The sequence below is a fragment of the Afipia sp. GW822-FHT04G07 genome (assembly GCF_058800765.1).
Genome location: NZ_JBXAMP010000001.1, coordinates 1165385 through 1191251, shown reverse-complemented (window position 1 = coordinate 1191251; position 25867 = coordinate 1165385). Strand labels below are relative to the sequence as shown.

Here is a 25867-nt window from a genome sequence, read left to right as displayed (position 1 = left end):
GCGCTTCTGAGGCTGCCCGCAAGCCGCTGATCCGTTGCACACTTTCTGGACATTCCGGGTCCGTTCCGTCTAGAAACGAGGCGGGACAAACTGCGCTGCACGCGTCATTGAATGCGGACTGTGCAGGAAAGCGTTTTCGAGCGAAACGGGCCCCGGTTCGCGTGAAGAAAATGCATCAAAACATCAGAGCTTTTTTGGGCGCGATTGGACGAGCATGAGCGGCGTTAACGAGATCAGGTCGGCGTATCTGAATTACTTCGCGAAGAATGGCCACGAAATCGTGCCGTCGTCTCCGCTGGTTCCGCGCAATGACCCCACACTGATGTTCACCAATGCGGGCATGGTGCAATTCAAGAACGTCTTCACGGGTCTTGAGAAGCGCCCTTATCAGCGCGCCACCTCGTCGCAGAAGTGCGTTCGGGCCGGCGGCAAGCACAATGACCTCGACAATGTCGGTTACACCGCGCGGCATCACACGTTCTTCGAGATGCTCGGAAACTTCTCGTTCGGCGATTATTTCAAGGACCGCGCGATCGAGCTTGCCTGGAATTTGATCACCAAGGAGTACGGGCTTCCGAAGGACAAGCTGCTGGTCACGGTTTATTCCGAGGACGAGGAAGCCGCGAAGCTCTGGAAGAAGATCGCGGGCCTGCCCGATTCGAAAATCATCCGGATCGGGACGTCGGACAACTTCTGGCAGATGGGCGACACCGGCCCCTGCGGTCCGTGCTCCGAGATTTTCTTCGACCATGGCGACAAGATTCCGGGCGGCCCTCCGGGCTCGCCGGATGAAGACGGCGACCGCTTCATCGAAATCTGGAATCTGGTGTTCATGCAGTTCGACCAGATCGCGCCGGGCAACCGCGTGCCGCTGCCGAAGCCGTCGATCGACACCGGCATGGGGCTGGAGCGTTTCGCTGCCGTGCTTCAGGGCAAGCACGACAATTACGAGATCGATCTGTTCGTCGCCCTGATCCGCGCCATCGCCGAATTGACCGGCGCGGACCCGCATGGCCCACAGAAGGGCTCGCTGCGCGTGATCGCCGATCATCTGCGCGCTTCGTCGTTCCTGATTTCCGATGGCGTGCTGCCGTCGAATGAGGGCCGCGGCTATGTGCTGCGCCGGATCATGCGCCGCGCGATGCGCCACGGGCAGTTGCTCGGGGCCAAGGAGCCGCTGATGTATCGCCTCGTCTGGGCGCTGGTGCGCGAGATGGGTCAGGCCTATCCCGAACTGGTGCGCGCCGAGAACCTGATCGAGGAAACGCTCAAGCTGGAAGAGACCCGCTTCCGCAAGACGCTTGATCGCGGCCTCGTGATTCTGGACGAGAAAAGCGCGTCGCTGAAAAAGGGCGACATGTTCGACGGCGAGACCGCCTTCACGCTGTACGACACTTATGGTTTTCCGTTGGATCTCACGCAGGACGCGCTCCGCAATCGCGGCATCAGCGTCGACATCGCATCGTTCACCGATGCGATGGACCAGCAGCGCGCCAAGGCGCGCGCGGCGTGGTCCGGCTCCGGCGACACCGCCACAGAAGCGATCTGGTTTCCGCTGCGCGAGAAGCTCGGCGCGACGGAGTTTCTCGGCTACGACACCGAGATCGCCGAAGGCGTCGTCACCGCGCTGGTGAAGGACGGTAAGGAAATTACAAGCGCGAAGACCGGCGACAGCGTCGCCATCGTTATGAACCAGACGCCGTTCTACGCCGAATCCGGCGGTCAGGTCGGGGACAACGGCATCCTGAGCGGCGAGGGCGCGCGCGTGCGCGTGACCGACACGCAGAAGCGCGCCGGTGATCTTTTCGTGCATTTTGGCACCGTCGAACAGGGCACCGTGAAGCCCGGCATGGCGTTGCAGCTCGAGGTGGATCACGGGCGGCGCACCGCGATCCGCGCCAACCACTCCGCGACGCATCTGCTGCACGAGGCGCTGCGTCAGGTGCTGGGCGATCATATCGCCCAGCGCGGTTCGCTGGTCGCGCCCGAGCGCCTGCGCTTCGATTTCGCGCACAACAAGCCGATCTCGGCCGATGAGCTGCGCCGCATCGAAGACATCGCCAACGATGTCGTGCTGGAGAACGGCGAGGTGGTCACGCGTTCGATGGCGGTGGACGATGCGCGGGATTCCGGCGCGCGGGCATTGTTCGGCGAGAAGTACGGCGATGAAGTGCGCGTCGTGTCGATGGGCGCCGGGACGGGCAACGCGCTCGGCTGGTCGGTCGAACTGTGCGGCGGTACGCACGTGCGACGCACCGGCGACATCGGCCTGATCTCCATCAGCGGCGAAAGCGCCGTGGCCTCCGGCGTGCGCCGCATCGAAGCGTTGACCGGACGCAATGCGCGTCACGCCGTGAACGCGACCATCCAGACCGCGAAAACCGCGGCGGCAGAACTGAAAACCACGCTCGACGATCTGCCGGTGCGCATCGCGGCCTTGGTGGACGAACGCAAGAAGCTGGAAAGCGCGCTGTCCGAGGCGCGCAAGAAGCTCGCAATGGGCGGCGGGGCTGCGGCAGGCGGCGGCGCAAGCGCTGCGTCGGATATTCGCACCATCGGCGATGTGAAATTTCTCGGCCGCGCAGTGCAGGGCATCGAGATGAAAGATCTCAAGAGCCTTGCCGATGACGGCAAGAAGCAGATCGGCTCGGGCGTGGTTGCGATCATCAATGTCGGCGAAGACGGCAAGGCCGGTGCGGTGGTCGGCGTCACGTCGGACCTGACCTCGCGTTTCAGTGCTGTCGATCTGGTGAAGATCGCGTCGGAGGCGCTCGGCGGCAAGGGCGGCGGCGGCCGTCCCGATATGGCGCAGGCCGGCGGACCGGATGGCGCGAAGGCCGATGCCGCTTTGAAAGCCATCGAAGCCGCGATGGGGGCCTGATAACGCGTCAATGTGAGTCGTCGAAACCACATTGCGATGTTCGATTCATAACGATTCGATGACGTGTTTGATGCATCGTGATTCAAGTGCGGCGATGGGTCACGAATAACTGTCTGGCATCATCTTCCTCGATGCGGCAAAATGCGGCATGCATCACAATACGCCCTTGATTTCCACGGTTGTCGTCGGCCTCGTGCTGGCTTTCGTCCTCGGCGCGCTGGCACAACGCATCCGCGTTTCCCCTCTCGTGGGCTACCTCGTCGCCGGCGTGCTGATGGGACCGTTCACGCCCGGCTATGTCGCCGATCAGAACATCGCCAACGAACTCGCCGAAATCGGCATCATTCTTTTGATGTTCGGCGTCGGACTGCATTTCTCGCTGAAGGATCTGATGTCGGTGCGCGCCATCGCGGTGCCCGGCGCGGTGGTGCAGATCACGGTCGCGACCCTGCTCGGCATGGCGATGGGCTGGTGGCTGGGCTGGCCGGTCGGCGGCGGGCTGGTGTTCGGACTTGCGCTTTCAACCGCCAGCACCGTGGTGCTGTTGCGCGCCATGCAGGAGCGGCGGCTGATCGACACGGAGCGGGGGCGGATCGCGGTCGGCTGGCTGATCGTCGAGGATATCGCGATGGTGCTGACGCTGGTGCTGCTGCCGCCGCTCGCGGGGCTGCTGAAAGGCGGTGCGGCGGAAGGTGTCGGATACGCCGCGCTGGCATGGCCGATTGCGATCACGCTCGGCAAGGTCGCGGCCTTCCTCGTCTTCATGCTGGTGGTGGGCCGCCGCGTGATTCCGTGGATCCTGCACTATGTCGCGCATACCGGCTCGCGCGAACTGTTTCGTCTCGCGGTGTTCGCGATCTCGCTCGGCGTCGCCTTCGGCGCAGCGATCCTGTTCGACGTGTCGTTCGCGCTCGGGGCGTTTTTCGCCGGCATGATCCTGAGCGAATCCGAACTCAGCCAGCGCGCGGCGAATGAAACGCTGCCGCTGCGCGACGCTTTCGCGGTGCTGTTCTTCGTCTCGGTCGGCATGCTGGTCGATCCGGCGATCGTGTTGCGGGAGCCGCTACCGCTGCTGGCGACCTTGCTGATCATTATTGTCGGCAAGTCGGTGGCGGCGTTCGGCATCGTCCGGCTGTTCGGTCATCCTAACTCGACCGCGCTGACCATTTCGGCAAGCCTTGCGCAGATCGGCGAATTTTCCTTCATTCTTGTCAGTCTCGGCGTCAGCCTTGCGCTGTTGTCCGATCGTGGCCGCGATCTGGTGCTCGCCGGTGCGATCATTTCGATCATGCTCAATCCGTTGTGGTTTGCGCTGCTCGACCGGGTGCTGGCGGAGAAGGACGACAAGACGAGTCCTGCGGAGAGCAAGGAGCCCGCCGCGCCGCGGGTGCCGCTCGATGCTTCGAAACAGACAAATCATGTGGTGCTGGTGGGACATGGCCGCGTCGGCAGCGTCGTGTGCAAGGCCTTGCTGCAGGCCGGTGTGCCGCTTCTGGTGATCGAGGATAATCCCGGCAGCATCGAAAAACTGAAGCAGGACGGTGTCGAGGTCATCACCGGCAATGCGGCTGCGCCCGACATGCTTCAGGCCGCCAATATCACGGCGGCGCGGGGCCTTTTGGTCGCGATCCCGGATGCGTTCGAGGGTGGACAGATCGTCGCCAAGGCCCGCGCCATCAGCACAACCCTTCCGATCATCGCGCGCGCGCATTCCGAAGCGGAAATCGCGCATCTCAAGCATCACGGCGCGAATTCGGTCGTCATGGGCGAACAGGAAATCGCCAAGGCGATGGTCGCGCAGATCGCAGCCGCAGAGTTGGCGGCGGCGATCACCTCATCCTGAGGCGCTGGTTCAGACGCAGATTCAAGACATGGAAAAGGCGCGGAGATCATCCGCGCCTTTGATGTTTTTGCGGTGAGGGTTGCTTACGCAGCCATCGCCTTGGTGAGGTTTTCCGCGACCTTGTCGAGGAAGCCGGTGGTCGAGAGCCAGCGCTGATCCGCGCCGACCAGCAGCGCGAGATCCTTGGTCATGAAGCCGGCTTCGACGGTCTCGACGCAGACCCTCTCCAGCGTGGCGGCGAACTTCGCCAGTTCCGCGTTGTTGTCGAGCTTGGCGCGATGGGACAGGCCGCGCGTCCAGGCGAAGATCGACGCGATCGAATTGGTCGAGGTTTCCTTGCCCTTCTGGTGCTCGCGGTAATGGCGCGTCACGGTGCCGTGGGCGGCTTCTGCTTCCATCACCTTGCCGTCCGGCGTGAGCAGCACCGAGGTCATGAGACCCAGCGAGCCGTAGCCCTGCGCGACGGTGTCGGACTGCACGTCGCCGTCGTAGTTCTTGCAGGCCCAGACGTAGCCGCCGGACCACTTCATCGCAGCCGCGACCATGTCGTCGATCAGGCGGTGCTCGTAGGTGATGCCCTTGGCGTCGAAGTCCTTCTTGAACTCGGTGTCGAACACTTCCTGGAAGATGTCCTTGAAGCGGCCGTCGTACTGCTTGAGGATCGTGTTCTTGGTCGACAGGTAGACCGGATAACCCTTGGCCAGACCGAGGTTCATCGAGGATCGGGCGAAATCGCGGATCGAATCGTCGAGATTGAACATGGCGAGGGTCACACCGGCGCTCGGCGCCTTGTAGACTTCGCGCTCGATCACCTTGCCGTCGTCGCCGGTGAATTTCAGGGTGATGGTGCCTGCGGTCGGGAATTTGAAGTCGGTCGCGCGATACTGGTCGCCGAAGGCATGGCGGCCGATGATGATCGGCTTGGTCCAGCCTGGGACCAGACGCGGCACGTTCTTGCAGATGATCGGCTCGCGGAACACGACGCCGCCCAGGATGTTGCGGATGGTGCCGTTCGGCGACTTCCACATTTCCTTGAGGCCGAATTCCTTCACCCGGGCTTCGTCAGGGGTAATGGTCGCGCACTTGACGCCGACGCCGTACTTCTTGATCGCGTTGGCGGAGTCGATGGTGACCTGATCGTTGGTCTTGTCGCGGTATTCCATCCCAAGGTCGAAATACATCAGTTCGATGTCAAGGAAGGGGTTGATCAGCTTGTCCTTGATGTACTGCCAGATGATCCGGGTCATCTCGTCGCCATCGAGTTCGACGACGGGGTTGGTCACCTTGATTTTTGCCATGGGGGATCGGGCCTTAATATTGGGGGCGGAAAGGGCGTGGAGAACCGCGACGGGTTCCGAACGAGCCTATAGCACCCGCCTTCGCGGGCTGGAAGGCAAGGCACCTGAGACTTTCTGGCATGCCGGGCGGGCCGCGTCCGCGTAAGCCGATCTGGAGCGATTCCACCCTCAACGCTGACGCCACAAGGCGCTTTTCCGCGCTCGGAAAACCGGGCAGTGCCGGAACATCGCGGCACTTCCGCCGGAGGCGTTTGAGGCGCCGTGGCGGTCGCCGCAGCTTGCACCTCGCGTTTTCCGCGAGATTCAAACCATTCGGTAACCCCGTTGATTTATAACGATAATTCCGGATAAATAGACGCCGACTTGAATCAGTCCCTTCGCGTCTTGATTCAATGTCTTCACGCCTTGAATCAAAACCTTCACAAGGTGATTCAAGATCGTCGGCGGTTGAATCAGAACCTTCAGACCTTGATTCAAGGCGTTCACCGCCCGGGTTCGGGGTGCCCGGATTTCTGGCCATGCCTGAAGGGCTTTATCGGCCTTTTGCGACCGGTGTGAAGGGCCCCGGCGGGGACCTGGTGATCAGGGCGGTGAAAAGCAGCGCAGCGATCGCGAAGCCGAAGGTCAGCCAGAAGGCGTCGATATAGGCGAGCACGTTTGCCTCGCGCTGGACAATGCCGGCGACGGTTCCGATGCTCCGCCCCGCGGCCGTTCCGGTGCCGTGACTGGCGAAATACCCCGACAATTTGGCGAGCAGGCGCTCCACCTGATCCGATGTGCTGGTGACGTGCAGCCCGAGCAGGTTGGAATGGACCTGTTCGCGCACCCGCAGCCAGGTCCCCATCAGCGCAATGCCGATCTCCGTGCCGCCGAGGCGCATGATCTGGATATAAGCGGCAAACGCCGTCGCCCGGGTCGGATCGGAATTGGAGAGCGCGATGATGACGATCGCGAACAGGGTGAATGCCTGACCGACCGATTGCAGCAGCACGATCGGAATGAAGTCGGCCAGCCGCCATGCGTGGGTGATTTGCGTTCCGAGCAGGGCAGCGGCGGCAAAGGTGGTCAGGCCGGTCAGCAACACGATCCGCACGTCGAATCGCCGCAGCAGCCAGACCGAGAGGGGAAACGTCACCGTCATCGGCAGGACGCCATAGACCAGAAGCAGGTTGCCGGTCTGTTCGGGCCGAAGCTGGCCTACCGTTGAGAGGAAATTCGGCACCAGCGACGAGTTGGAGAGGCCGGTCAGGGTGTAGAAAAAGATGACGACCAGAGCGAAGCCGATATTGCGCGAGAACAGCACATTGGCGTGCGCCCACGGTTCTTTCACCAAGGCCTCGTTGATGAAAAACGCCACCAGCAGAGCCACGCCGCAGGCGAGCAGCGCAACAACGGTTCCGGAGCTGAGCCAGTCCAGCCGGTTGCCCTGATCGAGGCCGGCATAGACCATGGCAATGCCGGTGCCGAGCAGCAACATGCCGCCCCAGTCCGCAGTTTCCAGCAGATCCCGGTTGACCGGATCACGGGCGGCACCGAAGAAAACGAGGATCGCCATCAACAATGCGATGATCGCATCCTGCCAGTACAGCCACTGCCAGCCGAGCTGATCGACATAGAAGCCGACCAGCGCCGGACCGAAGTTGAGCGAAAAGCCAACTCTCAGGGCATAGATGCCGATCGCCAGCAGCCACCATTGCATCGGCAGGTTGCGGAAAATGATCAACAGCGTGGCCGGCACGAAGGTGCCGAGCAGCAGGCCGTGCAGAATGGTGAGTGCAAGAAGTGTCTGGTATTCGCGGACAAACGGAAGAACGACCGAGATCACCGCGAAGACGAGGCTGGGGACACCGAGGATGCGGCGCAGGCCGAACACCGTGGCCAGCCACGCCACGGCGGGCGCGATGAAAATCTGCGACGCGGTCGACGCCGTGCTCAACCACGCCCCTTCGTCGTAACTGAGGGAAAAGGCGCCCTTGATGTCGGGCAGGCCGATCGAAAACATCCGGCTGTCGATGTTTGCCATCGACGAGCCGAGCAGCACGCCGATCACGGCAAGCAGCGGATAGTGAACAGCCTGGCCGACCGAGACCGGCCCGCTGGCGATGATTTTAGCGTCCGCCACCGGCGTTGGCTCCGGCGTTCGAGGGGGGGACAGTTCCTTCGGTGTCGATCCGCGTCACCGCCGACATGCCCGGTAGCAAACGGTCGAGCAGCGGCTGGCCCTTGTCGAATTCGATCCGCAGCGGAATCCGCTGCACGACCTTGGTGAAATTGCCGGTGGCGTTGTCGGGCGGCAGCAACGCGAACTGCGATCCGCTCGCGGGGGAAATGCGCGCGACGTGGCCGAGCAGCTTCTCGTCGGGGAAGGTATCGATCGTGATTTCTACCGGTTGTCCCGCCTTTACGCGGGTGAGTTGCGTCTCCTTGTAGTTCGCGATGACGTAGACATTCGGCAGCGGCACCACATTGAACAGGTTGCTGCCGATGTTGACGTAATCTCCCGGCTGAACCTGCCGCGCGCCCACCACGCCGTCGAACGGCGCCACAATCCGGGTATAGCCGAGCTTGAGGTGCGCAGCCTTCAGCGCCGCCTGAGCAGCAAGAATGTCGGCGGCGCGCTGCTTTTTCGTTCCGGCGAGAACTTCGAGCTGATGCCGCTGGGCAGCGATCGCCGCACGGCTGGCGCGGACATCCGCCTGCGCCTTGGCAAGCGCAGCGGTCGCCTGTTCCAGCCTCTGGCGGGTACCCGACGAACTTTCGGTCAGCGACCGCTGGCGCTCCAGTTCCTGCTGTGCCTCGACTTCGAGGGCTTCCGCGGAGGCGCGCTGCGCTTCGGACTGCGCAATGGTGGCGTACTGGAGCTCGACCTGATTGGCGAGATTGTCGAGGGCGGCCTGAGCGCCCGTCACCGCGGCTTCGGCCTGCGAAACCTGCGCTTCATAGTCCGCCGGATCGATCTCGACGAGCGGATCGCCCGCCTTGACGCGCTGGTAGTCGCTCGCGGCGACCTTGATCACTTCGCCGGCGACGCGGCTGCTGAGTTGTGTCGTCTCCGCGCGAACATAGGCATCGTTGGTGGTTTGAGTCCGGGTGCCACTGATCCATGCGTCCCAGCGCAGCGTCGCCAGCGTCACGAAAATCGCAGCGGCAACCACGCACGCGATCGGGATCGCCACCCGGCGCAGCATGGCGCTCACGGGCGAGCGCTCCGGAGGCGGGCCGGACGATGCAGGAGCCGCCTGCTGAGGAATGGGGCCGTCAGTATCTGTTTGAGCCATGGGTCACCCTCAATCACGCTACTCCAACCGGCGGCGAGAATTCAAAGCCGAACCTGCAATTTTCGGCATGGCCGTACTGCACTGTACTGTAAAGAATTTTGCCGGGCTTCCATCAGCCCTAAAAATGTCTTGACCTGTCCGGCGTCAACTGCGTTACGGCAGGACGCAACAAAAACCAAAGCAGAGTCATGACCGGTTCAGGCACCGACAAAACCAAGATGCGCAAGGATATGACCGGACCCGTGGTGATTCTGGTCGAGCCCCAGCTTGGCGAAAACATCGGCATGTGCGCGCGCGCCATGGGTAATTTCGGGCTGACGCGGCTGCGCCTCGTCAAGCCGCGTGACGGCTGGCCCAATATTCACGCCCAGCGGGCGGCGTCGGGCGCCGATCACATTCTGGAGCAGGTTCAGTTGTTCGACACGGTGGAAGCCGCCGTCGCCGATTGCTCGCTGCTGTTCGCGACCACCGCGCGGGCGCACGATCAGGCCAAGCCGGTGGTGGGTCCGGAGGAAGCCGCGCGGCAGACCGTTGTCGAGGTCGCCGGAGGCGGCACCGCCGGCATCCTGTTCGGCCGCGAGCGTTACGGGCTGGAGAACGACGAGGTGGCGTTGGCCAACCGGATCGTCACGTTTCCGGTCAATCCGGGCTTCGCCTCGCTGAACCTTGCCCAGGCGGTTCTGCTGATGGGCTACGAATGGTTCAAGCTCGTCACCGGAAATTCGCTGCCCTACGACATGCCGGAGCGTTCGGAGCGCGCCTCGAACCACCAGATGCAGGCGTTTTTCGACAATCTCGTGAACGAACTCGACAAGGTGGAATTCCTGCGGCCGCCTGAAAAGCGCGACGTCATGCTGGTGAACCTGCGCAACATCTTCACCCGGATGGAGCCCACCAAGCAGGACATGCATACGCTGCACGGTGTGGTCATGGCCATCGCTGAGGGCCGCAAAGGCCCTGCAAAAGGCGGGGTTCTCGACGGCGTCGAGGCGACACGGTTGCGCGCGCTGCTGGCCGAGCACAGCGACGGGCGTTCGCCGTCGGAAAGCGGCACGGTGAGGGGGCTCGCACGCCTGCTGCGGCGGAATCCGACCGATGCCGAACGGATTCTCTGGCAGGCGCTGATCACCGACCGGCGCTTCGCCTCGCAGTTCAAGCGGCAGACGCCGGTGGGGCGTCACATTCCGGATTTCGTGTCGTTCTCGAAGCGCATCGCCATCGAACTGGTCAACGCCAACGAGACCGAGGTGATCCAGCGCGACCGTGCCGCGCGGCGCGCGTGGCTCGAAGAGCGGGGGTATCGGGTCCACTTCGTCAACGCGGCGGATGTCGAGGCCGACCTCGACGCTCAGCTCGACCGGCTGGCCGCCGAGGCGTAGCTCTTTCGCTTCTGCAATATCGAATCTTGTTCTGCGGTGGGATTAAAGCGCGATAGGAAGGGTTGCTTACGAAGGCGCAAACTAAAAATCCGCCACAGGGAGGCTTCCAGATGCGTTTACTTAGTCTTGCGGCATTGACGACTGCTGCAATCGTTATCTCCGGTCCGGCCCGCGCTCAGGCGCCGCAGGTCGAGAAGAATGTGTCGATGGCAATGGCGATCGCCATCATCCAGGGCACCATCGAGCAGTGCACGAAGGACGGTTACAAGGTCTCGGTCACGGTGGTGGACAAGGCCGGCAACGTCGCGGCGCAGATTCGCGGTGACGGCACCAACCCCCACACCATGGAGTTCAGCCGTCTGAAGGCCTACACCTCGCGCACGCGCGGCATAACCTCGCTTGAATTCCAGAAGCAGACCGAGAAGCCTGAAGCCGCCTCCCTGAGGCAGATTCCAGGTGTGGTCGCGGCGGGTGGCGCGGCCCCGATCAAGGTCGGCAATGAGGTGATCGGCGCGGTGGGCGCCTCGGGCGCGCCCGGCGGCGACAAGGACGAGGTTTGCGTCCTCGCCGGGATCGCCAAGGTTCAGGACGCGCTGAAGTAAGGCGCGCGCTGAACTCACGCTTCCGAATATCAAAAACGCCGCGCGATCGGACTCGCGCGGCGTTTTTCGGTTCAATGCGGCGGGATTACTGGCCGGCCTTGATCTGTGCGACGGCGGTGGCGACCAGTTCGTCCATTTTCTTGCGGACATCGGCCTCGCTCACGCCCTTGCCCTCGAGATCCTTCGTGACCTTGCGCAGCACATCGCTGTCGCCGGCTTCCTCGAAATCGGCCGAAACTACCTCTTTTGCGTAGGCGGCGGCATCGTCGCCGGTCTTGCCCAGCTTTTCGGCGGCCCACAGGCCGAGCAGCTTGTTCCGGCGGGCTTCCGCCTTGAACTTCAGTTCCTCGTCGAGGGCGAACTTCTTCTCAAAGCCTTCCTGGCGCTTGTCAAAAGACGACATATATCTGTTCCATAAGCTGAATTTGATGGCGCCGGACCCGGCTGCGGAGCCCATTGCATATAGCTTTCAAAGGCTGAAAGGCAACGGTTGAGAGGTCGCAGTGGGGCGGCCAAACAGGCCGGTAAAACGCCTCTCCTTGCGTTGTATCGGCGGGATCAATCGGTTAGGTTGCCGATGAGTCCGGTTCGCGGTTTGTTTCACGATTCCGGGCTTCACGGCAGCTCCGCCGTGGGTCGCGTAAATCACCCGGAGCACCCCTTTCATGGACTTCAACAACACACGGTACATCCCTATGAGCCGTCGGCGTCGCATTTACGAAGGCAAGGGCAAGACCCTTTACGAAGGGCCGGAGCCTGGCACCCTGATTCAGCATTTCAAGGACGACGCCACCGCGTTCAATGCCAAGAAACACCAGATTATTGAGGGCAAGGGCGTCCTCAACAACCGGATTTCGGAATACATCTTCCAGCATCTGAACGACATCGGCGTGCCGACCCATTTCATCAAGCGGCTCAACATGCGCGAGCAGTTGATCCGTGAGGTCGAGATCGTGCCGCTTGAAGTCGTGGTGCGGAACGTCGCCGCAGGCTCGCTGTCGCAGCGCCTCGGCATCGAGGAAGGCACGCAACTGCCGCGCTCGATCATCGAATTCTATTACAAGAACGACCAGCTCGGCGACCCGATGGTGTCCGAAGAGCACATCACCGCGTTCGGCTGGGCCACCCCGCAGGAGATCGACGACATGATGGCGCTGGCCATTCGCGTCAACGACTTCTTGACCGGACTGTTTCTTGGCGTCGGCATCCGTCTTGTGGATTTCAAGATGGAATGCGGCCGGCTGTTCGAGAACGACATGATGCGCATCATCGTCGCCGACGAAATCTCGCCGGACTCGTGCCGGCTGTGGGACATCAAGTCGAACGAGAAGATGGACAAGGACCGCTTCCGCCGCGATCTCGGCGGCCTCGTGGAGGCTTACACTGAAGTCGCCAAGCGCCTCGGCATCCTGATCGAGAACGACCGTCCCGCGGGCTCCGGCCCGGTGCTGGTGAAGAGCTGAATTCGATGAAGGCGCGCGTCACCGTCACATTGAAGAACGGCATTCTCGATCCGCAGGGCAAGGCCATCGAAGGGGCGCTCAAATCGCTCGGCGTCGATGGCATCACCAGCGTGCGGCAGGGCAAGGTCTTCGACATCGAACTGGCCGGCGCGGACAAGGCCAAGGCTGAAGCCGCGCTGAAAGCCGCTGCCGACAAGCTGCTGGCGAACACGGTGATCGAGAACTACCGCGTCGAGGTTCTCGGGTAGTTTTCGGTAGCTTTCCTCGGCACTTTATCTTGGCTAAGGCGCACGATCGATGAAATCAGCGGTCCTCGTTTTCCCCGGCATCAATCGCGAGCGCGACATGGCGCGGGCGCTCAAGCTCGCGTCCGGCAACGACACCGCCATGGTATGGCACGCCGAAACGTCATTGCCGAAGGGCACCGATCTGGTCGTGGTACCGGGCGGATTTTCCTACGGCGACTACTTGCGCTGCGGGGCGATTGCCGCGCGCGCACCGGTGATGGATGCGGTCCGTGCCCATGCCGCTGCCGGCGGCCTGGTGATGGGCGTCTGCAACGGCTTCCAGATCCTCTGCGAGTCGGGCCTGCTGCCCGGCGTGCTGATGCGCAATGCGCAGCTCAAATTCATCTGCCGCGACGTGCATTTGCGCGTCGAGCGTTCCGATACGCCGTTCACGCGTGGCTATAATGCCGGGCAGGTGATCCGCGTGCCGGTGGCGCACGGCGAGGGCAACTACGCCGCCGACGAGGACACCATCCGCCGTCTCGAAGGCGAGGGCCGGGTGCTTTATCGCTATTGCAGCGCTTCGGGCGAAATCGGCGACACCCACAACATCAACGGCGCGGCAGCGTCCATCGCCGGCATTGTCAGCGACAAGGGCAACGTGCTCGGCATGATGCCGCATCCGGAAAATCACGTCGAAGACATCATGGGCTGCACCGACGGCCGCGGATTGTTCGCGGGTCTGGTGGAGCATCTGAAGGCGGCCTGACAACCGCGCCGCCTCGCTTCTTCTTTTTCAGTGATCAATATCGCGGCCCTTGTCAGGGCCGCGATATTTTTGGGCCACGATATTTGCGTCAGGCGCTTCGCAGTGTCTTGAGGAAGCTGTCGACTTGGGCCCGCAATTGCTGGTTCTCGGACGTCAGCGCGGTCGCTGAGGAATGCACCTCTGCCGCGGCGTGGCCGGTGTCTTCCGCGCCCTTGTTCACCTGAACGATGCTGGCGGCCACCTCAGTTGACCCGGCCGCCGCCATCTGGATATTGCTTGTCACTTCCCGCGTCGCCGCGTTCTGCTGATCGACGGCCTCGAAAATCGCACCTGCGATTTGCGAGATGGAGCCGATCGTGCTGCTGATCTCGGCAATCGCTGAGACGGTCGCGGTCGTCGATGCCTGCATCTCGACGATCTGCGTGCCGATTTCGCCGGTCGCCTTCGCGGTTTGCGATGCGAGCGCCTTGACCTCCTGAGCAACGACGGCAAACCCCTTGCCGGCTTCGCCTGCGCGGGCCGCCTCGATGGTGGCGTTGAGGGCGAGCAGGTTTGTCTGATCCGCGATGGCGTTGATCATCTTGATGACGTTGCCGATACGGTCGGCGGCTTCGCTGAGGCCCGCCATCCGGCCGCTGGCGCTTTCGGCCTGCTGGACGGCGTGTTTCGCGATGCTCAGGGATTCTTCGACCTGCCTTGAAATCTCGGATACCGACGCGCCCATTTCTTCCGCGCCGGCCGCCACGGACTGCACGCTGGCGGATGCTTTCTCGGAGGCGGACGCGACTGACGTCGAGAGAAGCCGGGTTTGCTCGGCGGTGGATTTCAACGCATTGGCGGCGGCGTTGAGGCTGCTGGTGGTTGTTCCGACGCGCGCGACGATCTGGGCGATGGACTGGTCGAACTGACCGGCGAGGCGGTGCATGACCTCACGCTTCTCGCGTTTGCCGGCATCGAGATAGACCGATACGGCGAAATCCATGTCGAGCAGCGCGGCGGCGACGATGGCGTCGATGATCGCAGCTTTCTTTTCGTAAAAGGCGCGCCCGGCGAAACGCGTGGTCATGCCGGTTTCGATCGCCGCAGTCAGTCCGCTGATAATCTGCTTGTAACCGCCGATATACCAGTGCGGTTCGAGCCCGAGACGATGGTGGGTTTCGCCGATCCGCGTCACCGAGCGGACGTAGTCGTCGTCGAATTTCGCGGACAGGATCATGTCCCAGTGGACGAGTTGCGCCGCCTGGGCATGGCTGGCGATTTCCGGACGCGGAAACATCCTTTGAACGTCGGGAAACGTTGCGATGGTCCGATAGAATTTTTCGAGAATGGCGGGAAGCGCCGCCATGGCCATCGGGCGAATCTCGCGCAGCAGGGTGCGCGCAGCGTCGTTGATTCCAATAAAGGCCATGCGGCCAGCGAGGGTTTCAGATGGGTTCATGAGGTTTGGACCTGACACAAGGCGTGGCGGCGCACTTACCGCATGTTGGCGCAGGCAGTCGATGACGCTGTCCGATGGATGGGGATGATCCGGCGCGTTCAAGGCGCGCTGACTACCGGATGCTATGGCGGTTTGGTTAATACTGTCTGAATACCGTTCGGTACGGTGTCGTTTCGACAGTCTTTTCAAGGAGGTGCGTTCAGGGCGGTGCTGTGGAGCGAGGAGTTGCCTTACGCCTTCTTCTTCATCCGCTTGATCGTCCCCGAAAACGTGAACAGCGGCCTGTCGCCGGTAACCAGCGTGCCGCGCAGGAAGATCAGCGAGCCGCCCGCGCGCGTGACGCCGCCGATCGCCTCGATCAGGTCGCCTTCTTTCGCCGCATCGAGAAACTCGCAGGCGAACGACACCGTGACGGCAGGCGCCTGAAGCTCGTGCACGGCGAAGGCGAACAGGCAGTAATCCGCGAACGTCATGTAGCAGCCGCCGTGAACATTGCGCATGCCGTTGAGGTGCTTGTTCTCCACCCGGAACGCGCAGCGGACCGTGCCGTCGTCCTCGATCTTGTGCCAGAACGGGCCGTTGTTGGATTCGAAGCTGTCGCGCCTCCAGGTTCGCCAGCCGGCGAACTCGCCCTCGGTGGCGATGTGCAGGTCCGGGCGGGGGCGGCCGATCTGAGGGGGCGAGACGTTCACGGTGCGACTGTCCTGAGGCTGGGATGCCGATAACGGCTGGTTTCTGAGGGTGTCTTAGAGGCGCCGGGGCCCTGCGGCAACCGGGGCTTTTTTAGCCGGGATTTCTGCCTATCTGATGCTTGCCGCAGACCGGGCTGCCGTGCACAAAGAAGCCCGGAATCACGCCTATTCCGCCTTGTCCCATCCTCCGGCCCGCCCGGTGGAAGTAGCTGCATTTGAGCCCCGGAGCGACGTCGCCTTGACGATCAGGAACGAACCCCAGATCACCCCCGACCTCGTCGCCAGCCACGGCCTCAAGCCCGACGAATACGAGCGCATCCTGAAGCTGATCGGGCGCGTCCCGACCTTCACGGAACTCGGCATCTTCTCGGCGATGTGGAACGAGCATTGCTCGTACAAATCCTCGCGGCTCCATCTGCGCGGCCTGCCGACCAAGGCGCCGTGGGTCATTCAGGGGCCTGGCGAGAATGCGGGCGTCATCGACATCGGCGACGGGCTCGCCGTGGTCTTCAAGATGGAGAGCCACAACCACCCGAGCTACATCGAACCGTATCAGGGCGCGACCACCGGCGTCGGTGGCATCTTGCGCGACGTGTTCACCATGGGCGCGCGGCCGATCGCGTGTCTCAATGCGATTTCGTTCGGTTCGCCCGATCATCCGCGCACGCGGCATCTGGTGTCAGGTGTGGTCGCCGGCATCGGCGGCTACGGCAACTCGTTCGGCGTGCCGACGGTCGGCGGCCAGACGCGTTTCCACACGCGCTATGACGGCAACATCCTCGTCAACGCGATGGCCGTGGGCCTCGCCGAGACCGACAAGATTTTCTATGCGGCGGCGTCCGGCGTGAACATGCCAATTGTCTATCTCGGCTCCAAAACGGGCCGCGACGGCATTCACGGCGCCACCATGGCGTCCGCCGAATTCGACGACGACTCAGCGGAGAAACGCCCGACCGTGCAGGTCGGCGATCCGTTCGCGGAAAAGCTGCTGCTGGAAGCCTGCCTCGAAATCATGGAAGCGGATTGCGTCGTTGCCATTCAGGACATGGGTGCTGCGGGCCTCACGTGCTCCGCGGTTGAGATGGGCGCGAAGGGCGATCTTGGCGTCGAGCTTGATCTGAACAGCGTGCCGACGCGCGAAGCCGGCATGAGCGCCTACGAAATGATGCTGTCGGAATCCCAAGAGCGAATGCTCATGGTGCTGAAGCCCGAGAAGGAAAAGCAGGCCGAAGCGATCTTCAAAAAGTGGGGGCTGGATTTCGCGATCGTCGGTTACACCACGCCGACGCAGCGTTTCGTCGTCAAGCACGGCGGCGACGTGATGGTGGATCTGCCGATCAAGGAACTGGAGTCGGAAGCGCCGCTCTATGACCGGCCGCATGTGCCGTCACCACAGCTTCCCGTGATCCATGCGCGCGACGTGACGCCGCCGCTGTCGATTTCCGACGCCCTGTCGAAACTGATCGCGACGCCTGAACTCTGCTCGAAACGCTGGGTGTGGGAACAGTACGATCACGTCATCGGTGGCAATACGCTGCAACGCCCCGGCGGCGATGCGGCGGTGGTGCGCGTACAGGACGGGCCGAAGGGCCTCGCGCTGACCTGCGACGTCACCCCGCGCTATTGCGAGGCGGACCCGTTCGAAGGCGGCAAACAGGCGGTGGCGGAAGCCTGGCGCAACATCACGGCGGTGGGCGGACGTCCACTCGCCATCACCGACAATCTGAATTTCGGCAACCCTGAACGCCCCGAGATCATGGGCCAGTTCGTCGGCTGCCTGAAGGGCATCGCGGCGGCGTGTACCGCGCTGGATTTCCCGGTCGTGTCCGGCAACGTCTCGCTCTACAACGAGACCAACGGCCGCGGCATTCTGCCGACACCGTCAATCGGCGGCGTCGGACTGCTGGACGATTTCACCAAATCAGCGACGCTGGCGTTCAAGGCCGAGAACGAGGCGATCCTGCTCATCGGTGACACGCAGGGCTGGCTCGGCCAGTCGGTTTATCTGCGCGATATTTGCGGTCGCGAAGAGGGCGCGCCGCCGCCTGTCGATCTCGATCACGAAAAGCGCAACGGCGACGTGGTGCGCGGTATGATCAAGGGCGGCACAGCGAGCGCGGTGCATGACGTCTCCGACGGCGGTCTCCTGGTTGCGCTGACCGAGATGGCGATGGCGAGCGGCATCGGGGCTATTCTGGATGCGCCGCCCGAGGAGATCGTTTCGCACGCCTGGTGGTTCGGCGAGGATCAGGCCCGCTATGTCATTACCGTGCAGGAAGAGCATCTGCTGCCGGTCCTGAGCAAGCTCAAGGCCGTGGGTGTGCCGTGCCATGTGATCGGCAAGACCGGCGGGCACGACATTGCCGTGGAAGGCGAGACGCCGGTTTCGGTCGCCTCGCTCAAGGCTGGCTTCGAGGGCTGGCTGCCGGGTTATATGGCGGGCAAGGGCTGAGCTTTAAAAAAGTCCTGAGTCTTTTGAAGCTCTGCGCTTCGCTCAGATCTCCTCGATTGTCACCTTGTCGGGATAGAACGCCAGATGTCCGGCGATCTCCTTCACGGAGTCGTAAGGCGTCTCGTAGGTCCAGACCGCGCTCTCCAGCGTCTTGCTGCCGGACACGATGCTGAATAATTCGCGTCGCCTTTGTAAGACAGCAGGTGCTGTGGTCGGTCCGCTTGAGTTTGGCCGGGTCGGTGTCCTCGCGAGGAGCATACTGCACCGCCGGATAGCTGCCTCTTTCAGGGGCAGCGCGCGGGTGGTTTCAGCGATGATCTCGCCGCCGACGCGGACCCGTTCGGGTTCGGGGCAATGGTGATCGGGCCGGGAATTTTCATCCGAACGTTTATGGGCAAATCTCCTGTGGGGGCCAATATAGGAACGATCCGGCACAATGCTTGCGTGACGCCGCGGCTTGCAGGGGCTAGAATCAGTCATATTTTCGTGCATTGCCTTGGCCGGGCACAGATCAGGAGACTTCAGGAATGCCAATGGACGCGCGGGACATCGAAACGATGATCAAGGCTGCGTTGCCCGACGCGAAGGTGGAAATCCGCGACCTCGCGGGCGACGGCGACCACTACGCGGCGACTGTGATCTCGGAGTCATTTCGCGGCAAGTCGCGGGTGCAGCAGCACCAGATCGTCTATCAGTCGCTGAAGGGGCAGATGGGCGGCGTGCTTCATGCTCTGGCGCTCCAGACGGGCGTGCCAGACGCCTGATCGGGCGAAGCGGGGGCTACCGTGTCAAACGACGGAACATTGCTGCGGGGACGCGCGGCGCACGACCATCATCACCGCGTGACCTACGTCGAACTGTTCTTCGACCTCGTCTTCGTTTTTGCCATCACACAAATTTCTCACACGCTGCTGGCGCATTTCACGCCGCTCGGTGTGCTGCAAACCACCATCCTGTTTCTTGCGGTGTGGTGGGTGTGGATCTTCACCTCGTGGATCACCAACTGGCTGGATCCGGAGCAGACGCCGGTCCGCGTCATGCTTTTCGGGCTGATGATCGCCGGGTTGCTGCTGTCCACCTCGATTCCCAAGGCTTTCGAGAGCAGGGGTCTGGCGTTCGCGCTGGCCTTTGTCGCCATGCAGGTGGGCCGGTCGTTCTTCACATTCCTGTCGATCCCGAAATCGCAACCCGGCTGGCGCAATAATCTGCTGCGCATCACCTGCTGGCTGACGTGCAGCGGCGTGTTCTGGATCGCGGGCGCGTTCGCGGACGGACAGGCGCGGCTGATTATGTGGATCGTTGCGGTTGCGATCGAGTATTGCGGGCCGCTGACGCGGTTCTGGTTTCCCGGTCTCGGCGCGACGCCGCTTGCGGACTGGGAGGTCGAAGGCGGCCACATGGCGGAGCGCTGCGCGCTGTTCATTATCATCGCGCTCGGCGAATCCATCGTCGTGACCGGCGCGACCTTCGCGGCAACGGCATGGACCGCGACGACGATCACGGCGTTTGTCGTGGCGCTCGTCGGCAGCATTGCGATGTGGTGGGTCTATTTCCACATCGGCGCGGAGGCGGGGGCCAAACACATCTCGCACTCGGAAGACACCGGTCGTTTCGCGCGGCTCGCCTACACCTATCTGCACCTGCCGATCGTCGCCGGCATCGTGGTCACGGCTGTGGGTGACGAGTTGCTGCTGGCGCATCCCGACGGTCACTCAGACCTCAAGGCGATCCTCAGCATGATCGGCGGGCCGTTGCTGTTCCTGATCGGAACCATATTGTTCAAGCGCAGCATCCGCGGCATCTTTCAGCTCTCGCACCTTGTCGGCATCGGTCTGCTGATCGTGCTGATTCCGTTAGCGCACAGTCTGTCGCCATTGGCTCTGTCGGCGACCACGACGGTCATCATGCTGATTGTCGCGGCGTGGGAGGCGATCTCGCTCGGCACGCGCGAGGCGTCGGCGAAAGCCTGACGCCGTCAGTCGAAATCGGGCTCCGCCACCAGCGCGTGAACCGAGAACATTTCGTCGGGATCGGTCCATGAAGCCCGCGGCGTCCATCCCGAGCCGCGCGCCAGCGCCGTGAAACGCCCGATGCTGTATTTGTAGCTGCTCTCGGTGTGGATCGTCTCGCCGGCGCGGAATGTTGCCGCATGGCCCAGCACGCGCGCGGTCTGCGCCTTGCGGCTGATGAGATGCATTTCGATGCGATGGCGTTCGCGGTTGTAGATAGCCCGGTGCTTGAACCCGGACAGATCGAAATTGCCGCCGAGTTCGCGGTTGATCCGCACCAGCACATTGAGATTGAAGTCGCCGGTGACGCCCGCCGCGTCGTTATAAGCGTCGTGCAGTACGCGCTCGTCCTTTTCCAGGTCGACGCCGACGATCAGCGTTGCGCCGTCGCCGAGAATGGCGCGCGCGCTGCGCAGGAAGGCAGAAGCTTCGTGCGGATCGAAATTGCCGATGGTCGATCCCGGAAAGAATCCGACTTTGGGCATGTCCCTGATTTCTGCCGGTAGCTCAAACGGCGCGGTGAAATCCGCCGTCACCGGATAGACGGCGAGGTCCGGAAAATCCTCGCGCAGGGCACTCGCCTGTCCGTTGAGAAAATCGCCCGAAATATCGACAGGAACGTAAGCCTTGAAAGCGCACTGCTTCAGCAAGAGCCGCACCTTGGTCGTGGCGCCTGCTCCAAATTCAATCAGCGCGGCATTCTTCGGAATGGCTGCTGCGATCTCCGCGCCGCGGTCGCGCAGGATGCGCAGCTCGGTGCGGGTCGGATAGTATTCCGGCAGCAGCGTGATCTGTTCAAACAGTTTTGAGCCCGTCTCGTCATAGAAATATTTCGGCGACAGCCGCTTGGGCTGTTGCGACAGTCCCGCAATCACGTCCTGTGCGAAGGTGCAGTCCTTCGGGTCGATGGAATCGCGGGCCAGCGCAGTCATATGCACATTCATGACGATCTCGTGTGTTCGGAGGTCAGACGGTGTAATCGGCGAGGCGAAGCCCCGTAAATTGCCAGCGATGGTACGGGTAAAAGAAATTCCTGTAAGTGATACGGCTGTGGCCGTCCGGAGTTGCAAGCGACGAGCCGCGCAACACAAGCTGGTTGACCATGAACTTGCCGTTGTATTCGCCGAGCGCGCCTTCGATGGCGCGATAACCGGGGTAGGGGGAATATGAACTGCGGGTCCACTGCCAGACGATGCCGAACGCGTCGTTGAGATGTCCGGCGCGGGCGGCCACTTCCCATTCCATTTCGGTCGGTAGGTGTTTGCCGCTCCAGCGCGCGAACGCGTCGGCCTCGTAGTAGCTGACGTGAGACACGGCCGCCGACGAATCCACCGGCTGCAATCCGCCGAGCGTCATGATGTGCCACTGGCCATCAATGTTGCGCCAATGGCCGGGCGCCTGCCATTGCTCTTCGCTCGCCTTCGCGAAACCGTCCATCAGCCAGAGCGTCGGCGTCGTATAGCCGCCGTCTTTCATGAAGGCGAGCCATTCGCCATTCGTGACGAGATTGCGCGCGAGCTTCACGGGGCCAATCAGCGCGCGGTGCGCGGGCTTCTCGTTGTCGAAATGAAACGAGGAGTCCGGATGGCCGATGGTGTGAATGCCTTCCATCAAGGTGACCCAGTTCTCGCCGGCGCGGGTCGAAGCGGGAAACGTCCAGGCCGGATCATAGGCGGGAGGAATCGGGTTCTGGGCAAAGGCGTGCAGGATGTCGGTCAGCATCAATTCCTGATGCTGCTGCTCGTGGTTGAGGCCGACCTCGATCAGGGGCTCCAGCTTCGCAAGTGTCTTCTCGTCCGCGCTGTCGAAAAATGCCGCGACGGCGGCATCGACGTGCTTGCGGTAGGCCGTCACCTCTTCCGCGCCGGGGCGGGTGAGGTGGCCGCGCTGGGCCCGGGCGTGGCGGGGACCGGCGCTGACGTAATAGGAATTGAAGATGTAGGCGTAGTCCGGATGATAGGGCGTGTAACCGGGGCTGTGCTCGCCGAGCAGGAATTGCTCCCAGAACCACGTCACATGGGCGCGGTGCCATTTGGCGGGACTGGCGTCCGGCATCGACTGGACAAGCTGGTCCTCCGGCGACAGAGGCGCGGCCCGCCGCTCGGTTTCGTCCCGTACCGCGCGATAGGCGGCCAGCAGCCGCTGCGCCAGTTCATCACGAGATTCTTGGCGGGATTCATGGCCGGAATCGGCCTGAAATGCGGAGGAAGTCGTGACGTTAAAGCCGGGCTGGGCGTTTGGCTGGGATGCTGGTTTCGTCACGAGAATCTCCGGTTCAGGAGAGAACGATGCTTCTCCGGATCGGTTCCGAAGAACAGATGCCTCTACATGGGTCCCCGGGTTCAAATTAAAAGGCTTCGGTGGCCATGAAATGGGGCTAAGCATGGCAGGTCCGCAGGGCCTGTTCGGGGGATGGCATGGCATCCCCGCTGCAATTTGATTGGGCTGTAAAGCGGTTTCGGGCTACATATATGAACGGAAGCGGCGGCCGGTGACATCCCTGGCCCCGCCGCAGGGCAGAGTCACCAAGGACGCGATTATGAGCATCGACCAATTTATCGACAACGAAGTGAAGTCCAACGACGTCGTGCTGTTCATGAAGGGCACGCCGCAGTTTCCGCAGTGCGGATTCTCGGGCCAGGTGGTCCAGATTCTCGATCACGTCGGCGTCGCCTACAAGGGCCTGAACGTGCTCGAATCGGGCGAGCTGCGCGACGGCATCAAGACCTATTCGAACTGGCCGACCATTCCGCAGCTCTACGTCAAGGGCGAGTTCGTCGGCGGTTGCGACATCATCCGCGAGATGTTCCAGGCCGGTGAATTGCAGCAGTTGCTCGCCGACAAGGGCGTCGCGGTTCAGCAGCCGGTTGGCTGATTGACTTGCATTTACGGGACGGCAGCCTCGCGCGCCGTCTCGCTTGTGCAGCGGCCTTTCTGACCGATACATTCCTCCCAAGCCCGGACGCAAACGATCCGGGCGTTTGTCTGAACAGGACTTGGGAGGTTTTTGTATGCTCGTATTCCGCCACATCAAGGCGCCGCTGTTTGCCGCTCTGACGCTCGTCGCTGCAAGCGGCGCATTCGCCGAGAGCGTCGTCCGGACAAGTCCCGCCGAGGCAGGCCTGTCGCCCGCAGGGCTCGCGCGGATCGGCGCTTACATCAAGAACGAAATCGCCACCAACAAGATCCCAGGCGCTGTGATGCTGATCCAGCGCCACGGCAAGGTCGCGTATTACGAGACCTTCGGCGTGCGCGATCCCGCCACCAAGGCGCCGATGACGGCGAACACGATTTTCCGCATCTATTCGATGTCGAAGCCGATCACGACGGTTGCCGCCATGATGCTGGTCGAGGAGGGCAAACTGCAACTCGACGACGCGGTCGCGAAATTCATTCCGGCGTTCAAGGACGTGAAGGTCGGCGTCGAGAAGAAGGGCGACGACGGCAACATGACGCTCGATCTCGTCGCGCCGCGCCGCCCGATGACGGTGCAGGACCTGATGCGACACACGTCCGGCATCACCTACGGCTTCTTCGGCGAAGGCCTCGTCAAGAAAGCCTATGTCGATGCCAAGATATTTTCGGAAGATGTCGACAACGCGGGTTTCGCCGATCGCATCGCGAAGCTGCCGCTGGCCTACCAGCCCGGATCGACATGGGATTACAGTCACTCGACCGACATTCTCGGCCGCGTGGTCGAAGTCGTGTCCGGCAAGTCGCTGTATCAGTTCGAGAAGGAACGCATCCTCGATCCGCTCGGCATGAAGGACACCAGCTTCTATGTCACTGACAAGGCGAAGCAGCCATTGATCGCCGAGCCGTTCCCCAACGACCGCAAGATCGGCAATGACGCCGAGATGAACGACCCGCGGATCGCGCGCAAATGGGAATCCGGCGGCGGCGGAATGGTCTCGACCATTGGCGACTACGCTCGCTTCGCGCGGATGATCGCGAACGGCGGCACGCTGGATGGCAAGCGGTATCTGAGCCCCAAGACCGTTGCCTATATGGGATCGAACCATATCGGTCCGGCGTCAGGCGTTGTGAACGGTCCTTATTATCTGCCGGGACCGGGCTTCGGGTTCGGCCTCGGATTTGCGGTGCGGACCGAGCCGGGAGTCAGCGTCATGGAGGGCAGCGTCGGCGAGATGAACTGGTCCGGCGCGGGCGGGACTACTTTCTGGATGGATCCGAAGGAAGACATGTTCGTGGTGTTCATGTCACAGACCGTGCAGCATCGCGGACGTCACCGCATCGCGCTGAAGAACATGGTCTACGGCGCGTTCGAGAAATAGCCGTTCGCGCGGCAATCACACGCGCGCGGCGATGTCGCGGACGGCCGATACGGTTTCCTCGATCATCGCCGCGCTGACGTCGAGATGGGTGCAGGCCCGGATTCGATGATCCAGCGCGCCGGCGAGGATGCCGCGCCGGTCCAGCTCGGACATCATGCGCGCAGTATTGATCCCGCTTTCGGACGGATCGAAGAACACCAGATTCGTTTGCGGCTGATTGACGGCGATGCCGGGGATCTGCGCCAGTCCGCGCGCCAGCGCGCGGGCATTGGCATGGTCGTCCGCGAGCCGCTCGACATGGTGATCGAGCGCATACAGGCAGGCGGCAGCACAAACGCCGCTCTGGCGCATGGCGCCTCCGAGGCGCTGCTTCCAGCGCCAGACCTCGTCGATGAAATCATCCGTCCCCGCGATCACCGCACCAATAGGTGCACCGAGGCCCTTGCTGAAATCGATCCAGACCGAATCCCAGCCGTCGGCCATGTTCCGTGCTGAAATACCGCTGGCTACGCAGGCATTCATCAGCCGCGCCCCATCCATGTGGGTGACGAGGTCATGAGCGTGCGCGATGTCGGCAATCGCATCGAGGTCGGATTTTTTCCAGACCGTGCCGCCGCCGATATTTGCCGTCTGCTCGACGGTCACCACGCGCTGCGGTGCCGAATAGCGCGAGGGCGGCTGGATCACCGCGCGTAATGTGTCCGGCGTAAACAGGCCGTCGTCGCCGGGCAACGCGGTGATCTGGAATCCGCCCAATGCAGCGTGCGCGCCGCCTTCTCGGGTCAACACGTGCGCCGAGGGATGCGCGAGAATTTCATCGCCGGGCCGGCAATGCACCAGTGTCGCGGCGACGTTGCACATCGTGCCGGAGGGCATGAACACCGCCGCCTGCTTTCCCAGCAATTCCGCGACACGTTCGCACAGTGCATTGGTGGTCGGATCGTCGCCGATCTGTTCGTCTCCGACCTCGGCCCGGGCCATCGCCTCACGCATCCCAGGCGTGGGGCGTGTCTGCGTGTCCGACATCAGGTTGATGCGAACCGGCGGCAGGCTCCCGTCGCGTGGAGCAGGGGTCATTCTCATCCGGATGGGTCCTTGGGCTCAGGTGTTTCGTCTATTCAAAAAATGACGGCGCTCCAACCCCCAAGTAACTCCCAAGTCATTCCCATGTATCCGAACGGGCTCTCGTGGGTCCTTGCGCGGTTTGTCCCGGACGGTAGACTCTACGCTCCCTGGGTCTT

Annotated in this window: 22 protein-coding genes; 12 read left to right on the top strand and 10 right to left on the bottom strand. The window is 62.5% G+C overall.

What is annotated here, in order from left to right; genetic code table 11:
* Positions 1-214 precede the first annotated feature (214 nt).
* Complete coding sequence (alaS, locus tag AC1RKJ_RS05985) at positions 215-2881, top strand: alanine--tRNA ligase (RefSeq protein ID WP_492790158.1); 2667 nt, start codon at positions 215-217, stop codon at positions 2879-2881.
* 148 nt (positions 2882-3029) lie between these two features.
* Positions 3030-4724: a YbaL family putative K(+) efflux transporter gene (ybaL, locus tag AC1RKJ_RS05980; protein WP_492790157.1), complete on the top strand. Its 1695-nt coding sequence runs from the start codon at positions 3030-3032 to the stop codon at positions 4722-4724.
* An 83-nt stretch (positions 4725-4807) separates the two neighbouring features.
* Here the strand turns inward: ybaL and AC1RKJ_RS05975 are convergent, their stop codons facing one another.
* The 3 genes from AC1RKJ_RS05975 to AC1RKJ_RS05965 form a co-directional block, all read right to left on the bottom strand.
* Entirely contained in the window at positions 4808-6022 is a 1215-nt protein-coding gene (locus AC1RKJ_RS05975) for an NADP-dependent isocitrate dehydrogenase (protein ID WP_492790156.1), read from the bottom strand.
* A gap of 532 nt (positions 6023-6554) precedes the next feature.
* Positions 6555-8144, bottom strand: a complete 1590-nt coding sequence (locus tag AC1RKJ_RS05970; RefSeq protein WP_492790155.1) for an MFS transporter — start codon at positions 8142-8144, stop codon at positions 6555-6557.
* Positions 8131-9300: an HlyD family secretion protein gene (locus AC1RKJ_RS05965; RefSeq protein WP_492790154.1), complete on the bottom strand. Its 1170-nt coding sequence runs from the start codon at positions 9298-9300 to the stop codon at positions 8131-8133. Before AC1RKJ_RS05965 ends, AC1RKJ_RS05970 begins: the two co-directional genes overlap by 14 nt.
* A gap of 188 nt (positions 9301-9488) precedes the next feature.
* Between AC1RKJ_RS05965 and AC1RKJ_RS05960 the strand changes: the two genes are divergently transcribed.
* The gene (locus AC1RKJ_RS05960) at positions 9489-10679 is read left to right on the top strand and encodes a TrmJ/YjtD family RNA methyltransferase (RefSeq protein ID WP_492790153.1); all 1191 of its coding nucleotides are present in this window, start codon (positions 9489-9491) and stop codon (positions 10677-10679) included.
* Between the two features lie 110 nt (positions 10680-10789).
* Complete coding sequence (locus AC1RKJ_RS05955; RefSeq protein WP_492790152.1) at positions 10790-11281, top strand: GlcG/HbpS family heme-binding protein; 492 nt, start codon at positions 10790-10792, stop codon at positions 11279-11281.
* 85 nt (positions 11282-11366) lie between these two features.
* On the opposite strand, the gene AC1RKJ_RS05950 is transcribed toward AC1RKJ_RS05955, so the two are convergent.
* On the bottom strand, positions 11367-11684 hold the full coding sequence (locus AC1RKJ_RS05950; RefSeq protein ID WP_492790151.1) for a DUF1476 domain-containing protein: 318 nt from the start codon (positions 11682-11684) through the stop codon (positions 11367-11369).
* A 292-nt stretch (positions 11685-11976) separates the two neighbouring features.
* On the opposite strand from AC1RKJ_RS05950, the gene purC reads away from it, so the two are divergent.
* From purC to purQ, 3 genes are read left to right on the top strand one after another with little or no spacing between them, the layout of a single operon-like run.
* Positions 11977-12744 carry a phosphoribosylaminoimidazolesuccinocarboxamide synthase gene (purC, locus tag AC1RKJ_RS05945; protein ID WP_492790150.1) on the top strand — a complete coding sequence of 256 codons (768 nt, stop codon included), beginning with the start codon at positions 11977-11979 and terminating at the stop codon, positions 12742-12744.
* 5 nt (positions 12745-12749) lie between these two features.
* A complete protein-coding gene (gene purS, locus AC1RKJ_RS05940) occupies positions 12750-12992 on the top strand; it encodes a phosphoribosylformylglycinamidine synthase subunit PurS (RefSeq protein ID WP_492790149.1) in 243 nt (80 codons plus the stop codon).
* Positions 12993-13041: 49 nt separating this feature from the next.
* Positions 13042-13740, top strand: coding sequence for a phosphoribosylformylglycinamidine synthase subunit PurQ (purQ, locus tag AC1RKJ_RS05935; RefSeq protein ID WP_492790148.1), 699 nt, complete (start codon positions 13042-13044; stop codon positions 13738-13740).
* Positions 13741-13828: 88 nt separating this feature from the next.
* Here purQ and AC1RKJ_RS05930 read toward each other — a convergent pair whose 3' ends face one another.
* Positions 13829-15178: a protoglobin domain-containing protein gene (locus AC1RKJ_RS05930; protein WP_492790147.1), complete on the bottom strand. Its 1350-nt coding sequence runs from the start codon at positions 15176-15178 to the stop codon at positions 13829-13831.
* Positions 15179-15408: 230 nt separating this feature from the next.
* Positions 15409-15870, bottom strand: a complete 462-nt coding sequence (locus AC1RKJ_RS05925) for a PaaI family thioesterase (protein WP_492790146.1) — start codon at positions 15868-15870, stop codon at positions 15409-15411.
* Between the two features lie 238 nt (positions 15871-16108).
* Between AC1RKJ_RS05925 and purL the strand changes: the two genes are divergently transcribed.
* Positions 16109-18322 (top strand): phosphoribosylformylglycinamidine synthase subunit PurL, encoded by a 2214-nt coding sequence (purL, locus tag AC1RKJ_RS05920; protein ID WP_492790145.1) that lies wholly within the window; start codon positions 16109-16111, stop codon positions 18320-18322.
* Positions 18323-18364: 42 nt separating this feature from the next.
* Here the strand turns inward: purL and AC1RKJ_RS05915 are convergent, their stop codons facing one another.
* The gene (locus tag AC1RKJ_RS05915) at positions 18365-18802 is read right to left on the bottom strand and encodes a DUF427 domain-containing protein (protein ID WP_492792655.1); all 438 of its coding nucleotides are present in this window, start codon (positions 18800-18802) and stop codon (positions 18365-18367) included.
* Between the two features lie 47 nt (positions 18803-18849).
* On the opposite strand from AC1RKJ_RS05915, the gene AC1RKJ_RS05910 reads away from it, so the two are divergent.
* Together AC1RKJ_RS05910 and AC1RKJ_RS05905 are read left to right on the top strand one after the other, a co-directional pair.
* The gene (locus tag AC1RKJ_RS05910; protein WP_492790144.1) at positions 18850-19086 is read left to right on the top strand and encodes a BolA family protein; all 237 of its coding nucleotides are present in this window, start codon (positions 18850-18852) and stop codon (positions 19084-19086) included.
* 21 nt (positions 19087-19107) lie between these two features.
* Positions 19108-20292 (top strand): low temperature requirement protein A, encoded by a 1185-nt coding sequence (locus AC1RKJ_RS05905; RefSeq protein WP_492790143.1) that lies wholly within the window; start codon positions 19108-19110, stop codon positions 20290-20292.
* A 5-nt stretch (positions 20293-20297) separates the two neighbouring features.
* On the opposite strand, the gene egtD is transcribed toward AC1RKJ_RS05905, so the two are convergent.
* A complete protein-coding gene (gene egtD / locus AC1RKJ_RS05900; RefSeq protein WP_492790142.1) occupies positions 20298-21275 on the bottom strand; it encodes an L-histidine N(alpha)-methyltransferase in 978 nt (325 codons plus the stop codon).
* 22 nt (positions 21276-21297) lie between these two features.
* Entirely contained in the window at positions 21298-22593 is a 1296-nt protein-coding gene (gene egtB, locus AC1RKJ_RS05895) for an ergothioneine biosynthesis protein EgtB (protein WP_492790141.1), read from the bottom strand.
* 277 nt (positions 22594-22870) lie between these two features.
* On the opposite strand from egtB, the gene grxD reads away from it, so the two are divergent.
* Positions 22871-23206, top strand: a complete 336-nt coding sequence (gene grxD / locus AC1RKJ_RS05890) for a Grx4 family monothiol glutaredoxin (RefSeq protein ID WP_492790140.1) — start codon at positions 22871-22873, stop codon at positions 23204-23206.
* A gap of 136 nt (positions 23207-23342) precedes the next feature.
* A complete protein-coding gene (locus AC1RKJ_RS05885) occupies positions 23343-24626 on the top strand; it encodes a serine hydrolase domain-containing protein (protein WP_492790139.1) in 1284 nt (427 codons plus the stop codon).
* Between the two features lie 15 nt (positions 24627-24641).
* Here the strand turns inward: AC1RKJ_RS05885 and AC1RKJ_RS05880 are convergent, their stop codons facing one another.
* Positions 24642-25709, bottom strand: coding sequence for a threonine aldolase family protein (locus tag AC1RKJ_RS05880; protein ID WP_492790138.1), 1068 nt, complete (start codon positions 25707-25709; stop codon positions 24642-24644).
* Between the last annotated feature and the right edge of the window lie 158 nt (positions 25710-25867).